Annotated in this window: 14 protein-coding genes and 1 pseudogene; 9 read left to right on the top strand and 6 right to left on the bottom strand. The window is 67.3% G+C overall.

Annotated features, from left to right (window positions below; all coding sequences use genetic code 11):
• The first annotated feature begins 523 nt into the window (after positions 1-523).
• From HNR10_RS03740 to HNR10_RS03730, 3 genes are all read left to right on the top strand, one after another.
• Positions 524-757, top strand: a complete 234-nt coding sequence (locus HNR10_RS03740) for a hypothetical protein (protein ID WP_179820864.1) — start codon at positions 524-526, stop codon at positions 755-757.
• 147 nt (positions 758-904) lie between these two features.
• Entirely contained in the window at positions 905-1309 is a 405-nt protein-coding gene (locus HNR10_RS03735) for a hypothetical protein (protein ID WP_179820862.1), read from the top strand.
• 64 nt (positions 1310-1373) lie between these two features.
• Positions 1374-2081, top strand: a complete 708-nt coding sequence (locus tag HNR10_RS03730) for a hypothetical protein (protein ID WP_179820861.1) — start codon at positions 1374-1376, stop codon at positions 2079-2081.
• A 64-nt stretch (positions 2082-2145) separates the two neighbouring features.
• On the opposite strand, the gene HNR10_RS03725 is transcribed toward HNR10_RS03730, so the two are convergent.
• The 4 genes from HNR10_RS03725 to HNR10_RS31945 all read right to left on the bottom strand — a co-directional run bounded on the left by HNR10_RS03725 (position 2146) and on the right by HNR10_RS31945 (position 8251).
• On the bottom strand, positions 2146-4317 hold the full coding sequence (locus HNR10_RS03725) for a tetratricopeptide repeat protein (protein WP_179820859.1): 2172 nt from the start codon (positions 4315-4317) through the stop codon (positions 2146-2148).
• A 35-nt stretch (positions 4318-4352) separates the two neighbouring features.
• Complete coding sequence (locus HNR10_RS03720; protein ID WP_179820857.1) at positions 4353-4769, bottom strand: hypothetical protein; 417 nt, start codon at positions 4767-4769, stop codon at positions 4353-4355.
• 366 nt (positions 4770-5135) lie between these two features.
• A complete protein-coding gene (locus HNR10_RS03715; RefSeq protein ID WP_179820856.1) occupies positions 5136-6950 on the bottom strand; it encodes a tetratricopeptide repeat protein in 1815 nt (604 codons plus the stop codon).
• Between the two features lie 236 nt (positions 6951-7186).
• On the bottom strand, positions 7187-8251 hold the full coding sequence (locus HNR10_RS31945; RefSeq protein WP_179820854.1) for a tetratricopeptide repeat protein: 1065 nt from the start codon (positions 8249-8251) through the stop codon (positions 7187-7189).
• 191 nt (positions 8252-8442) lie between these two features.
• Between HNR10_RS31945 and HNR10_RS03705 the strand changes: the two genes are divergently transcribed.
• A complete protein-coding gene (locus HNR10_RS03705) occupies positions 8443-8658 on the top strand; it encodes a hypothetical protein (protein ID WP_179820852.1) in 216 nt (71 codons plus the stop codon).
• Positions 8659-8898: 240 nt separating this feature from the next.
• Here the strand turns inward: HNR10_RS03705 and HNR10_RS03700 are convergent, their stop codons facing one another.
• A complete protein-coding gene (locus HNR10_RS03700) occupies positions 8899-11256 on the bottom strand; it encodes an ATP-binding protein (RefSeq protein WP_218897608.1) in 2358 nt (785 codons plus the stop codon).
• A 303-nt stretch (positions 11257-11559) separates the two neighbouring features.
• Here HNR10_RS03700 and HNR10_RS03695 point away from each other — a divergent pair, with 303 nt between their 5' ends.
• The 5 genes and pseudogenes from HNR10_RS03695 to HNR10_RS03675 all read left to right on the top strand — a co-directional run bounded on the left by HNR10_RS03695 (position 11560) and on the right by HNR10_RS03675 (position 13919).
• Entirely contained in the window at positions 11560-11775 is a 216-nt protein-coding gene (locus HNR10_RS03695; protein ID WP_179820849.1) for a hypothetical protein, read from the top strand.
• Positions 11762-12289 (top strand): DUF6879 family protein, encoded by a 528-nt coding sequence (locus HNR10_RS03690; RefSeq protein WP_179820847.1) that lies wholly within the window; start codon positions 11762-11764, stop codon positions 12287-12289. The genes HNR10_RS03695 and HNR10_RS03690 overlap by 14 nt, the downstream gene beginning before the upstream one ends.
• A 45-nt stretch (positions 12290-12334) precedes the next feature.
• The gene (locus HNR10_RS03685; protein WP_179829505.1) at positions 12335-13204 is read left to right on the top strand and encodes a methionyl-tRNA formyltransferase; all 870 of its coding nucleotides are present in this window, start codon (positions 12335-12337) and stop codon (positions 13202-13204) included.
• A 21-nt stretch (positions 13205-13225) separates the two neighbouring features.
• Positions 13226-13414: pseudogene (locus tag HNR10_RS32145) on the top strand (transposase); the annotation flags it as partial.
• A 193-nt stretch (positions 13415-13607) separates the two neighbouring features.
• Complete coding sequence (locus HNR10_RS03675; RefSeq protein ID WP_179820846.1) at positions 13608-13919, top strand: transposase; 312 nt, start codon at positions 13608-13610, stop codon at positions 13917-13919.
• Between the two features lie 417 nt (positions 13920-14336).
• Here the strand turns inward: HNR10_RS03675 and HNR10_RS03670 are convergent, their stop codons facing one another.
• Positions 14337-14675, bottom strand: a complete 339-nt coding sequence (locus HNR10_RS03670) for a hypothetical protein (RefSeq protein WP_179820844.1) — start codon at positions 14673-14675, stop codon at positions 14337-14339.
• Positions 14676-14704: the final 29 nt, after the last annotated feature.

Here is a 14704-nt window from a genome sequence, read left to right as displayed (position 1 = left end):
CCTGGCACAGGCAACAGACCAAGCTGACCTTCGGGGACGCGGCCTCCCCCTCCGAGGGTTTGTCGTTGGAGGTCTTGCCGGTAGCCGGCAGGGAGACGTTTCCATAGAGGGAGCCGATCTGGACGACTGTGCCTGACACATCGCCCGACAGTCGGTTCTCCGTGCGGTGGGTTGCAGAGATCTCGCGGTAGACGCGCAGGACATCGTCCGTGCTGCCGTGGATGGACTGAACTCGACCGTCGGGGTACAGCCGCATCCCGCATGCGGGGCAGTTGGTTTCCCCCTCCTCGCTTTCGATGCAGCACGAGGGGCAGATCCTGCGTCTTGGTTCAGGTGAGTTCGCCATGAGTCCCAGGTGTTACTCGCGCCGCCCGTGGGTCGTTGCCACAGTCTAATCCGCTCATGCCTCCACACCATGGCTTGCCTAATAGGACGTCGAGGAGGATTACTACAGGTTCGTCGGTAGCCCCCTTGCCCCTGGGCAGCAGAAGCCGCGCCCTCACCGGCGGTCGGAGGAAACCCTGTGATCATCTCCCGCGTCGACCACACCTGTTACGCCTACCCGTCCCAGTGGGACGCCTGGACCACCACTGGCAGATACCTGTACCTGCGGTTCCGGCACGGCCACGGCACGGTCGAGGACGAGGGCGAGAACCTCCTCGCCGAGTTCGACACCCAAGACGGCGCCGGTGCCATCGACCTCCCCGAATTCGCGCGGAGGGCAGGCCTCATCCTCTCTCCGGACCTGGAGCTTTGACCGCTGGCTTATCGGGGGCCAGCGGCTAGCAACGTTCCGTTGTCGATGCAACGTGTGGTCGCCACCGTGGGACGCAACGCACCGTTGCACCTGAGGGGAGTAATGCCCTGCCCAACGCCGAGGCGGCCGCCGCCCACGCGCGCCTGCGTGAGCGCCCTGCTGGAGATCGCCCGGGGCGCCGAAACCACCGGGGCCGAACGCCTCGATGCGCTGACCGTCATCCAGCAGATGCGCGCGGACCTGGACCACGCCGAGTACCAGGCCCTGGACCGCGCACGTCCACAGGTGAGCTGGCCGGCCCTGGGAGCGGCGCTCGGAGTGACCCAGCAAGGGGCCGAACGCCGATGGCTGCGGCTGGCGCCCAAGGCCAGGCCGGCCGCAGCGCCCGCCGCCACCGCTCCTAGCAACCATCCGTTGCATACTCAGCGAGGCGGCGGCATCGACTTCGGGAGCTTCATTCAGGAGCTCGCGGCCGACCCTCATCGAGGACCAGGGGCACGAGGACGAACCTTCCGCCCGTCCGAGCCACACATCCTTGTATTTCCTCAGTGATCGAGGGCCGAACATGGAAGGGTGAGGTCGTTCTCTGCCCAGCCTCCTGTAGAGAGGACCCCCCGTGTTGTTCGCCTACTGGGCCCTGGCCGTCGGACTGGCTCTCCTGACGGCAGGTGTCGTCTTGATCGTTCTCCGACGCAGAGCAGCAGGCACCGGTGACACCTCCGAACGACCCAAGTTGGAGCGTTTCAGCTGGATCTCCAGCATCATCTCCATGGTCACAGGGCTCATCTCCACGCTGATCGGCCTGGTTCCCCTGCTCGAGGAGCAAGGCGACGCCGCCCCCGAGAACACGGCACCCAGCCAATCCCCACCCCGATCAGGCGGGGCACCTGAACAGGAGCGGCAGTGCCGCAGCGACTGGACGCCGATGGCCTCAGGCATGACGGCGTATCAGGCATGCACCACGCTCTCCGAGGGCGGGGTGGCACTGACCGCACGAGTTCAACCCACCGATCTGGTCACCGACACTGTCCAGGTGACGGTGTGGGTGTGGTTGATGGATCGGAACCCCGACCTGATCGAGAGCGGACAGCTCGACCAGACCCGCGACACAGCCACCCTCAACCGCTGCCGTGTGACCCTAAGCGGTGACGAGGTCCAAGAGTGCGGCCCCTTTGTAGTCCAGCCTCCTCACGAGGGTGTGTTCTCGACTGCGGGGAGCGTGCGGGAGAACGACAGCGAGCTCCCGCCGGGATGGGACAACCCTGCCTTCGCCGGTACCCAGGGGCCGGCCGTTCGGTGGCCTGAAGCGATCAGCGAAGACTGAGCGGCCGCCGCACCCGTGAGGTGGCCGAGTGGCGAGCGCGTCTGCAAATGCCGCCTCCGAATGGTCAGCGCTCCCAGATGCGCCACCATGAGCGTCGTTGCCGGAGCTGGTCCAGGTTCCTCTGGGTGGTAGTGAGCCTGTACTCGTCGTGGGTATCACGGAACCCCCGCACGGCCTGCTCGAATGCCTCACGGGCCTGCTGGGTGCGCTTCGTCTTCTGTAGGGCGGTGCCGAGGCTGGCCCACGCCATCGCTTCGCCATGGACGTCTTCTCGCTGGTGGAAGGTGTCGCGGGCGCGTTGGTGAGCGTCGATAGCCTCCTCGAACCGGCCCACCTCCTGTAAGGCGATGCCGAGGTTGCCCCATGCCATCGCTTCGCCGAAAGTGTCCCCCAGTTGGTGGTAGGCGTCGCAGGCGCGTCGGTGAGCGTCAATCGCCTCACCGAATCGGCCCAGCTCAGTCAGTGTCAGGCCGAGGCTGTTCCACGCCGTCGCCTCACCGTGGGCATCACCCACTTGGTGGAAGGTGTCGCGGGCGTGTTGGTGGGCGACGATGGCCTTGTCGAACCAGCCCATCTGCTGCAGGGCCAGGCCGAGGTTGTTCCACACCGACGCTTGGCTGTAGGTATTACCTGCTTCGTGGAAGGCTTCATGGGCGCGGTGGTGGGCATGGATGGCCTCCTCGAACCGACGCACCTGCTGCAGCGCCGAGCCGAGGTTGTTCCACGCCGTCGCCTCACCGTGGACATCACCCACCTGCTGAGCGGCTTCTTGAGCTTGGGTGTGGACGGTGATGGCGTCCTCGAAGCGCCTGCAGCGGTTCAGGTACTCGCCCAGGATGGAAGGCAGGCGGATCGCGGTGGTGGTGTGGCCGTGGGTGTATGCGGCCTGGACGGCGTTGATGAGGTTGTCGTACTCGGCCTCCAACCGCCCCAGCGCCTGCTGCCGATCAGTGAACAGCTCGGGTGGGGTGTGGCCGGGCAGGGCCCGCAGGTGGTCGTCGGCCGCGTCGGCCACGGCGGTGTAGAAGTCCAGCAGCCGCACCAGGGCCTGATGGCGCGCATCGGTGTCCTCGCCCACACCGTCATCTGGGCCGGGTGCGGGCAGTGGAAGGGTGCGGGCGTGGCCGACCAGAAGGTCGTGCATGCTCCAACGGCCCCCCGGGTGGGCGGTGAGCAGGTGGGCGGCAGCCAGCTCCTCCAACACCGCCTCGACCTCCTCAGGCCCGAGACCGGTCAGGGCGGCCGCGGCCGCGGTGGACAGGTCCGGGCCGGGGTTGGTGCCCAACAGGGCGAACACCCGCACATGGCCCTGAGGCAGATGGGTCAGGGAGGCTTCGAAGACCGCGGCCAGATCATCGCGCCCATCCGAGAAGCGGGAGACCTCGGCCAACCGCTGTGCGAGCCGGCCCGGTTCCACGGTGGGGGTGCGAGCCAACAGAGCGGCGGCGATCTTGAGCGCCAACGGCAGATAACCGCACCGCCCGGCCAGGGCGGCCAACCCCTCAGCGTCCCCGCACCGAGCATCGGCGGATCCTAGGCGGGCTTTGAGGAGGTCGACCGCCTCGTCTTCAGGCAGGGTGTCCAGGGCCAGGGGCTGGTGGCCGCCGACAGCCAACCGTTCGCGGGAGGTGACCAGCAACCGGTGCCCGCCCGAACCAGGCAGCAAGGGTTCGACCTGGGCCAGGGTGTGGGCGTTATCGGCCACCACCAACACCGGACGACAGTGCTCATCGGCCTGGCTGAGGGCGTGCAGTGCTGACCGGTAGAACGCCGACCGCTCCTCCAAGCCTGAGGGGATGTCGTCGGGATCCACCCCCGCCTGGCGCAGCAGCACATCCAGCGCCGCTGCGGCTTCTACGGGTGGGGTGGTGGGGGTGTAGCTGTGCAGGTCCACGAACAACTGGGCGCAGAACCACCCCCGCCCGGCAGCCGTGGCAGCCGCCTGCAGCGCCAGGGCAGTCTTACCGACCCCGCCCATCCCGGCCAGAGCGGACACCACCGCTCCCACCCCCTGCGGCACCCGAGCCCTGTCTGCGGGAGAGGGGTCGAGGCGGTCCAACAGCTCGCGGAGCTGGTCGGTGCGTCCGGTGAACCCGTCGGGTGGGGCCGGTACCGCGAACAACGCCGACGTGGCGGGCGGCGCCTGATGGTGGTGGATGGTGTGACCGACCCCGCCATGGATAACCCCGGCCTGGGCTGTGGGGCCCGACGGATCACCCTCGATGGTGTTGTCCACCTTAAAAGGCCAGGTCTGTCGGGGTTCGGGTTCGCTCACTGGCTGCCTGTGTCATCAGGGGTGTCGGGGCGGTGGTGGTGTTCCTCCTTGCCGACGACCTTGTCGTGGAAGGTGCCGCCGGAGACGTCGATGTGGTCCCCGCCCCCGTGGTGGTGGGTGGTGTTGCCGACCCCGCCGGTGACGGTGTGGGCCTGCACGGTCGGCCCGGTCGGGTTGCCGGTGATCGTGTTGGTCACCCCTCCAGGAGAGGCCGGAGAACCGGAGGGGGAGCGCAGGGCCCACAACCCTACCAGCAGGGAGGCCACCCCCACCGGCAGCGAGACGATCCCGGCCAGCTGGTTGAGCTCGTCCAACCCCAGGCCCAGATCAGGCCAGAGCCGGGGCGCCGCCCAGAACCCGACCAGGATGAGGGCGATAACGCCCAGAACCGCCGCACAGAGCCACTTCCACATGAGGGTATTGTCCACCGTCCACCACACCCCGGACAGGCCTTCGCCGAAACCGGCCAGGGCCCAGGCATTCGGCCCGCACGTGCTGCGCCACACCTTCGGTACCGACCTCGTACGGGCCACGCCGACCTCACCGCCGCCCGCCGCTACACCCTGCCCACCAAGCCAACGAGGCCACCGCCATGGTGGGATTCACCACCGGCCGGGGAGGACCGGCCGCGTTTGCGGCTGGTGCCACGTCCGTTAACGTCACCCGAGGGCGCTGGCCTGCCGGGGCCCGCATATCGGGGGCCAGAATCAGCTGGTTCTGTGACAGTGCTTACGACATAAACCGGGGGTGCAGACGGCGTCCGCTACACCTGGGCATGCTCATTCCTCACCCTCTGCCTCACGTGCCCGTTGCCACCATTGCTCGGCCTCGTCCAACTGATCCGCCCGGGCCAGCAGGATCCCGAGGTTGTTCATCGCGGAGGTGTTGCCTTGTTCAGCGGCCTTGCAGAACCAGTCCTCGGCCCCTCTCATCCGCCCCGTCCGAGCCAGCAAGATCGCGAGGTTGTTCATCGCGTTGGTGTCGCCCTGTTCGGCGGCCTTGTGCCACCAGGTCTCAGCCTCCTCCGCCCGCCCCTCACCGGCCAGCAGGTTCCCGAGGCTGACCATCGCGGCAGTGTCGCCGTCTTGGGCGATGGCCTTGCGGTACCAGTCTTCGGCTTCTTCCACCCGACCCGCCTCCGCCAGCAGGACCCCGAGGCTGAACATCACGCGGACGTCGCCTTGTTCGGCCAAGGGGCGCCAGGCTGTTTCGGCGATGTCGGCCCGTTCGGCGAGGAAGGCGGTGATACCGACAGTGGAGCGCTCCCGATCGGTGGCCACATCCACGGCGGTGTGCCAGACCGCGTCGGGCAGGGGGTCTTGGGTGGTGAGGTAGTCGAAGGCCCGCCACCGGCGGCCCTCGTGGTCGGCGGGCACTAGCAGCCCGGCCAGGCCGCTGCGCCGACGGGTGGCCCACTCCCAGGCCCGGTCGGTCTCCTCGGGCAGGGGCGGCGGGTCGGGCAGGTAGACCCTGTGGGCGGCCTGGATCTGCTCTCGGGTCAGCGGGCTCGACACCCCGGCCCGGGCCAAACCCACCGCTGCGGCCACCAGGGCGTACCCGCGTGGGTGCCCGCTGTCGGGACCGCTGTCCCAGGCTTGTTGCAGGTGGGGGCCCGCGGCCAGTTGCTCGGCGACGCCGAAGCGCTCGTCGGCGGCGGCTTGGACCAGGCGCTCGTCGCCGCTGGTGCGGGCACGCTCGCGTTCTTCCCTGCTCCAACCGCGTCGGACGGTGACGGGTGGGGTCTTGAGCACCGCATAGCCCACTCCCTCGGCGCCCGGGGCGGGGTCGGTGGCGCTGGGGCGCAGGGAGTCCAGTCGTTCTTGGCGGATGGTGGCGGCCACTATCGCGCCGGCCTGGCCCAGTTCAGCGACCAGGACCGGGGTTAGACCCGAGGCGCTCAGGTGGCGGTCCAGGTCGTCCAACCACACCACCCACCCGTGCGGTGCGCGTTTGGCGCTGGCTTTGAGCCAGGTGGGCAGGGGGCGCAGGTCGGCGTCCTCGGGCGGGGCCACCAGCATCCGCTCAGGCAACGTACGGGCCAACGCCTGGGCCAGGGCGCGGGTCTTGCCCGCGGTCGAGGCTCCGGCCACCAGCACCATCCCCCCGCGCGGCGCCTCCGCCGCCGCGGCCAGGCGGCGGTCGAGTTCGCTGTCCACGTCCCGGGATACGTAGGGGGGCAGGCCTTCACCGGCGGGGCCGGGGAGGGCGTCGTGGGCGCCCAGTTCGTGCGCATCGGCCTGACCGGCGGGCACGGCCACCTTCACCCACCCCGGCACTCGTGTGTCCGCCGGTGCGGGGTGGGAGTGCACGGTGACCGGGCCGTGGATGGCCCCTGCCTGGACCACGGTGCCGTGGACATCGCCCGCTCGGTTGTCCACTCGCGTGTCCCCCGGGGCAGGGGAGGGTTCCGGCGCTGAAGCCGAAGGGGTGCGGCGTGGCCAAGCCAGGGCCAGGGCCGCGGCGGCCAGGACGAAGGACCCGGTCCCCGCGGCCCAGGAGAGCTCCTCCAACCCGGGCAGCAGCAGGGAGGCACCCAGCACTACCAGCGAGGCCGCCCCCACGGCCGCGAGGATCCACACCCATGTACGTCGCATGCGCCGATTCTGCCGCCTGAGCGGCCTTTGCGGCTACGCCTACCGGGATCCGTCATGCCGCGGGTGCGGCACTCCTCAGGAACGATCCAGGGAATGGTCCTCACTCACCACCAGGGCCAGGACACCCAGGAAAGCTCCGACCACGGCGCCTGCTGACAGGGCCTGGCCCCCTGGCACTACGGCGAGGGGCAAGCAGCCGCCATCGGCTTCGAAGCCCACCACACAACTATCGGAGATCAGGACTTGCCTCGGAACCAGCGGTCCACCAGCCGGCTGAGCACGGAGCGCGATGCCTCCTCCGCCCGGTGCCGCCACACCGCAGCCTCCTCGGTCTCCTCCCGCTCCTCCAGCAAGGCCGCGAGAGTGTTCATGGCGTCGGCGTCACCTTCCTCCGCGGCGCGCCGGTACCAGGCCTCGGCATGCTCATCATCGCCCCGCTGCTTCAACAGAGACGCGAAGCTGAGCATGGCGCCGGCGTCACCTTTCTCCGCAGCGCGCCGGTACCACACCGCAGCCTCATCATCCTCGTCCCGCTGCTCCAGCAAGGCCCCGAGGCCGACCATGGCCTGAGTGTGGCCATTCTCGGCCGCGCGCCGGTACCACGACTCAGCCTCGGCACGCCGGTACCACAGCGCGGCCGACCCCCTCTCCTCCTGCTCCTCCTCCAGCAGGACCGCGAGGTTGAGCATGGCCTGGGTGTGGCCGCTCTCGGCGGCACGCCGGTACCACGACTCAGCCTCGGCGGCCCCGGCCGCCCCGCCCCACGTCTGCAGCGAGGAGCCGAGCTCGACCATGGCGTCGGTGTCCCCGTTTTCAGCCTTCTCGCGCCGCATTCGCTCGATGAGGTTGTCCTGGCGTGGCAGCTCGCGCTGGCCCCCCTGCTTGGCGGTCGGGGGATCGTCAGTTGGGGTGCGGGCTTCATCCGGTGGGCGCTCGGGGTCATCGGGTAGGGCCGCAGACTCATCGGGTGGGACGGGAGCAGGGGACGGGGACGAGTTGTCGAGGGCGGCGGCTTGCCACAGGCCCAGGAGGCGGTCGATCTCGGTGTTGATGTCAGCGCCGCGGACCTTCTCGGCCAGGACTTCGGTGATCATCTCGACCGCGCCTTTTGTGGGCAGGACCGGCTTGGTGAGGGTGTCGTGGACCTTGGTGTGGGACATGGGCACCCCCTTGGCGTCCAGGGCCCGGCGGATCTCGCGGGAGGAGGGCCAGCCGGCCCGGTGGTGCAGCTCGTGCAGCGCGCGGTTGAGCTCGCTGAGCGGGCCTGGGGGGAGGTCGGGGTGCTTCCAGGGCCGGGGCACGCCAGTCCTTCCGGTCGGTGTCTGCTGCTGTCAGAAACTGTCAGACATCCTGTCAGCAAAGGCCTGGCGGTGTGGGGGACTGTCAATGATTGGCCGCTCTTGGACGCGGCCGTCCTGGCATGTCCATACGGCCTCGGGGCGGGTGGAAGCTGATCGCACCTTGATCGGCTCACCCCTGGTGGAGGGATTCCATGCCCGTACTCGCCCCTTCCAGCCTGGTCGTGGACCTGGCGGTCGCACTGCTGGGCACGGCCGAGAGCTGGCCGCTGCTGTTGCTCGTGGTGTTCGTCATCGTCCCGGCGGTGTGGTCGCGCGACACTCGCCGTCGACGCCGCGCCTGGCAGGTTCTGCGCCTGCTGCGTTCCCCACGCCGGCCACGTGATGCTGACGAAGACCCCCGCGCCTAGCTTGCGGCGGAACTGTGCCGGGTATCCACGATGTCTCCGTTGAGGTCTCGTGATCCCAGAGTCCAGGATTCTGACTCCGAAAAACGCGGGTCACACACCCTGCGAGACCACGCTGACATGGCTACACACCCACCTGTAGGGCGAGTGAGCTCGGCCCTTCCCACACGACGCAAGCCACCCGCGTCATCGTCTTGGACAAGAGCAGTCGCAGGCGCGGGCTTGCATTCGGCGGTGAGAACCTCATGAGTCAGAAGCCGTGCCCTGAGCCTCTATTTCGAACCGTCTCGCTTCTGCTGCCGCGCCGGGGAAGGCTTCGAGCAGCCGAAGAGCCTCACGGCGATGTTCCCGCGCTTCGGCCAGGACTCCCTGCTGGGTCAGCGCAACGGCGAGATGGGCCAGGGAGAGCGCCAGGGACCATCGGTCACCCCTGCTGCGGAACGCAGCAGACGCCTGCTGGTGGAACGCAACGGCCTCCTCGACGCGCCCGAGCATGAGGTACACCTCTCCGGTCGCATCCCAGGCCGCTGCCTGAAGATCGGGGCGACCGACACGCTGGAACAAGACGGCGGCCTGCTGAAGATGCCCCAAGGCTTCGGTGCCCTTGGCCTGAGCCAGGGTGATACGGCCCAACTCCAGGAGGGCGAGCGATTCGAAGAGTGTGCCATCGGCCTCCCCTGCGATGGCCAACGCCTGCTCAGCCGTCTGCTCAGCCAGTGTGAGGCGTCCCGTTTGCCGATGAACGGCCGCCAGAAGGGTGAGCGCCTCAGCCTCTTCCAATGGCTCTTGCGCGTGACCCAGTATGTCGGCCGACCGCCTCAGCAACGCCTCCGCCCTGTGGGAGTCTTCGCGTTCGAGGGACGCCCATCCGAGGTTTCGGGTGAAGGCACCTATGTAGACGGGATTGTCGAGTTCACCTGCCCGCTCCAATGCCTGTTCGAAGCAGGCCTCAGCGTCGTCGACATGGTGCGCGAACATGTGGGCAACACCCAGGCCATTGGCGGCTCGAGCGTGCCCGAACGTGTCCCCGAGGTCTCGGAAGATCCTCAGCGCGGCGCTGAAGCACTCTTCAGCCTCGGCGAGCCGGAACAGGTGTCGGTAGGCGATGCCGAGGTTGTCGAGGGTGATCGCTTCTCCGTATTGGTCGCCCATGCGGCGGGCGGATTCCAGGCCCACCCGTTGGGCAGGCAGCCAGGTGTCGGCTGGCTCGCGGTCCGCGACGACCATCGTCAGGGCCGCGGGGATCTGCCACGCGATCCGGTCCATCCTGTTGGTACTGGCGATGCGGACGGCGGTGGTGAGGTTGTCGCGCTCGGTCTCATACCAAGCGATCGCGGCTTTCGCGTCATCGAAGGTCGCCGGGTCGACACCGTCACCCAGCGGCTCAAGGGTCAAGGGCATGGCGTAGGTGCACGATCCCGCTCGGGCGGCAGCCGCAGCCGAGTGGAGATACCAGCCAAGGACGCGTTTTAGCGCAGCGCGCCGGTCGTTCTCCGATTCCTCACGCTGGGCCTGGTCGATGGCGTAGGCGCGCAGCAGGTCGTGGAACTGGTAGCGGTCGTGACCGCACTCTTCCAGCAGGTGTGCGCCGGCCAGGGTGTCGAGCTGACGGCGGGCGCGGGCTGTGGTGGTGGTCAGCAGTGCAGCGGCGGCTTCCACGCCGAATTCGGGTCCTGGGTGCAGTCCCAGCAGGCGGAACATTCGAGCAGCTGGTGGGGTGAGGGCGCGGTAGGACCAAGCGAAGACGGCACGCACGGCGTCGGCTTCGTCAGCTTCCCCTTCTCCGGTCGATGACAGCGCGTCCCACAATCCGGACTCATCGCGCAACTCTGTGATGAGGTCGCGTAGCGGCATGCGCGGCCGTGCCGCTGCCCGTTCGGCTACGATCCGCAGGGCTAGCGGCAAATGGGCGCACAGACGTGCCAGTTCAGCAAGCTCCGCATCATCATCGTCGTCGGTCCGGTACTCGGCGATGATGGTGCGCAGCAACCGCACAGACTCGGCCTGCGACAACGTTTCCACACTCACACGATGCGCCCCCTCTCGCGCTACTAAACCAGACATTCGCGTACGGCTCGTGATCGCTACCAGGCAGTTCGCAGAACCGGGCAGAAGGGGTCGGATCTGTGTAGAGGCGGCGGCGTTGTCAAGGACGATGAGCACATGCCGCTGGGCCGTCACGGAGCGGAACAGCTCTGCGCGTGGCTCCTCACCTGCGGGTATGCGATCCACCGGCACATCAAGGGCGCGCAGGAACCGGTCGAGGACATCCGCGACGATCGTTGACGGGGCAGGATCGTATCCGTGCAGGTTGACATACAGCTGCCCGTCGGGAAAGCGGTCCTTGATCCGGTGTGCCCAGCGGACGGCGAGTGACGTCTTGCCTACCCCGGCTGTGCCGACGACAAGTGCGATACGTAACGCTTCTGCGTCTTGGCGGGTTCCGGATGGGTCCTCCAGCAGTGCGTCTAGGTGCCGTAGTTCATCTGTTCGATTGATGAAGCCGCGCACGTCACCTGGTAGTTGGGCCGGGCGAAGCGCCGGGGTGAGTGGCGTGGTGTGGAAATGCACGTCACCGTTGATATCGCCAGCCTGGACCACGCTCCTTGATGAGCCTGAGAGAGTGTTGCGAGTCGAGTGGGACTCGGGCACCGACCCGCGGCTTGGCCTGCTCGGTATCTCTGCCACGTCCCCTCCTGTCACCTATTTTGTGCTGCCAATCAGGCGTACCCCTCAGTCAGCGCACCGAACCGGACAATCACCCAGGCAAGGTCCCATGTGCCTCATTCCACCCACTGTGCTCGAGAGATGCAGAATTCCTTCCTTGAAGGGGCTTTGACTGCTAGCTTGGCCTATGGCCGACGAATTGGTTCCTGCTGAGGTGCGCGACGTTGAGAGGAAAGCATGAGAATTACGTTTGTTGGTGGCTCCACCGGGCAGGGCGGTTCGCCGCGATTGTACCGGGACGAGGAAAGCGGTGACTTTATCGTACAGGGCTATGTGGTCAGCGATCCGGGCGATCTGGAGCAGATGAAGATACCCGGCGGAGAAACGGTCGTACGCGTGCCGGCGTCTCTGTTCAACTACCTGCCGAAGGATGATGTGAATGGAGTCTCTTGACGCGGAGGGCTGGGAGCGCTTCTTCAATGGGTGCAGTGCATCAGCCTGCCATTTGGAGATGCGCGATCACTACGCGGTGGCGGAGGAAGAAGCCGATATTGAGAAGTGGCGGGCCGGCGAGTGGGGTCCTGAGCAGGATGCCGCGAGTAAGGCCGGTTGGCTCGATCTGATGCGGGCCACCTCCGCGCGTGGAGTTCGGCTTCGCCGAGTTCGGATCGTCTCAGAACCGGTCACCGAGTACATTCGTTTCGAACACGAGGGCACCCCGCAGAACATCGAAGCGGGGGAGGACGTGCGCTGGCTACCTCGAAAACGCGCCTCCGGCCTGGCGTTGCCTGGAAATGACTGCTGGATCTTCGACGGCACGACCGTGTTGTTCAACCACTTCACCGGGGATGGCGGCTGGGTCGGGAATGAAGTGAGTACTGATCATGAGGTGGCACAATTGTGCGTCAAGGCGTTCGAATCGGCCTGGGATCTGGGAATTCCGCACCATGAGTATACGTTGATCTGACCGGCCGATCGAGCACCATCGCTTCACTTCATGAGAAACAGGGAGATGTCGACCCATCTACGCATTGGTGTGATCTCGTCCGGGCCCGCTGAGTTCTCCACGATTCATGCAGCGTGCACAGACTCCGGCCACCATCCGGTTGCCTATTTCTATGGTCGTTCTCTTCGCTCTGGCGGGCCGAATCTCGACGACGCCAGTGAGACGGCCGCGTCAATTCTCGCTTCCACTCCGCAGGGAATGGACCTGATTTTCCCGGGGAGTGTCGACGGCCTCGCTCTCGCCCTGGAAAGCTACCGGGTCGACCTTGTGATCGTCTTCGGTTTTGCCTGGAAGCTTCCACGTTCAGTGCTGGAGATTCCTCAGCTCGGTGTGATCAACGTCCACGTTTCGATGCTGCCGAAATACCGTGGTCCGGCACCGCTGCTTTGGGCGATTCGCAACGGTGATCCGACTGGTGGCATCACCGTGCACCGGATGGACGAGGATTTCGACACGGGGAACATTCTCGCTCAGCAGGACGGCATTCCTCTGGCGGATGACATCAGTTGGGCGAGTTACTGCACCGTGGCCATGCCCGTCGTGTACGACTTGATCCGCACATCGTTGGACCGGGTGGTAGCTGGTCACGCTGGCGAGCCACAGAACGACTCCGAGGCCAGCTACGCCGGGTTCTTGGAAGATGAATTCTCTATCATCTGTTGGTCCGACGATGCCCGCACGATCCATCATCAGGTCAGGACACATCGTTTCATGCGCTCGCCCAGCCATCCGATCGCCAAGGTTGGCGACACCTGGCTGCATGTGATGCGCACCAGCCTTGAACCAGCAGAGGGACTTCTCGTCACATGCGGTGACGGAAAGCCATTGTGGATTACGGAGTCAGAGGAAGGAGCACCGCCGAAGGCTTCGCTGTGACCCTGCCCGGCCCCGGGCGCGGTGACCTCACCACTGCCCCATGGGCGCTCCTGGGACCCGTGCTGCCCGCCCTCGCGCTCCCAGCGCACCCTGATCGACGGCATCCGCTGGCGGGTGCGGGTCGGCGCCCCCTGGCGGGATGTGCCCGAACGCTACGACCCCTGGTACAGCGTCTACGACCTCTCCCGCCGCTGGTGTGTGGACGGCACCTGGGCGCGAATCCTGGACGCCCTGCGCGCCCTGGCCGACGCGGCGGGGCTGATCACCTGGGACCTCAACGTGGACTCCACCGTGGTACGCGACGCGCCCACTAGCACGCCGCCGGTGCCGCGAAGAAGGGGAGGGCCCGGATCACGAAACGACAGGGCCCGACGATCATGCCCTGGGCGGCTCCCGCGGGGGATTGAGCACGAAGATCCACCTGGCCTGCGAGCAGCGCCAGAAACCGATGTCGGTGGTGGTCACGGCCGGCCAGCGCGCAGATGCGCCGCAGTTGGAGCCGGTCATGGAACGTATCCGGGTGGCCGGGCACAGGCGGAGCGGGCCCGCGCGCACCCGGCCGGTGCGGGTGCGCGCGGACAAGGCCTACAGCTCGAAGAAGATCCGTGCCTACCTGCGCAGACGCAAGATCAAGGCGACGACTCCCGAGCCTGCCGACCGGGTGCGTCACCGCAAGCGCAAGGGGCGGAGCGGGGCCGCCCGCCCGCCTCTGTGACGTGCCGTCCTGGTCGGGGTTCGGGGCTATCCGAGAGGGGACGGGATCGCGACGTGCGGGGGTCAGCAAAAAAGCACCAAGGAATCAGAGAGCAACCACAACAGGGACACCCCAGGCGCGCGGCACGCGGTGCGCACAGCTGCGGAGGCACCTCAACCACAGGGCGTCGGAACCATCCCCATCAGGGAAAACAGGCCCGCCCCTGACGAGGTCGCAGTGACGTGCTTTCGCTGTCTCGGGCGCTGCCAGTGTGTAGGTCACGGCCGCCCGGCGCGAGGGTGTTGTCGGCGTGGTTGGGCAGGGTGTAGTGGCGGTTGGCGTTGGGGTCGGCGTGGCCTGTCGGCTCGGCCACCAGCACCACGTTGACAGGGTCGGCGGCGAGATCGCTGCGGCCGGTTCCGGCTTCTTGCCCTGGGCTCAGTCTCCGTAGAGACGAGCGTAGTCCTCCCGGTGGGCCAGGATGTGGGCGCGACCGGCCTCGGTCAGGTGCCATGTGCATCCTTGGGTGTGGTGCCAGGTGCATTCTTCGGAAGGGGGCTTGTCGGCGGCCGGACGGTGGGCGACGAAGCCGAACCCTGGTCTTCGGCCATCTTGCCCGGGTCCTCTGACCGGCCCTTCCATGAGGTGGCGCAGCCAGTAGGTTCCACCCAGTTCCTCGGTGGTGGACCCCGGGGCGGCCTCCACCTTGCATAACCAGGCCCACAGGATCTCCGGGAGCGGTTCCCACGCGAAAGGTTGGTCGTCTTGCTGGTTCATGGGGCTCCTGCGTTCGGGGGGCGGCTCTG

It is taken from the genome of Nocardiopsis aegyptia (assembly GCF_013410755.1).
GTDB lineage: Bacteria > Actinomycetota > Actinomycetes > Streptosporangiales > Streptosporangiaceae > Nocardiopsis > Nocardiopsis aegyptia.
Note: the sequence above shows the minus strand (reverse complement) of the source record. Positions and strands in the feature narration are given on the sequence as shown.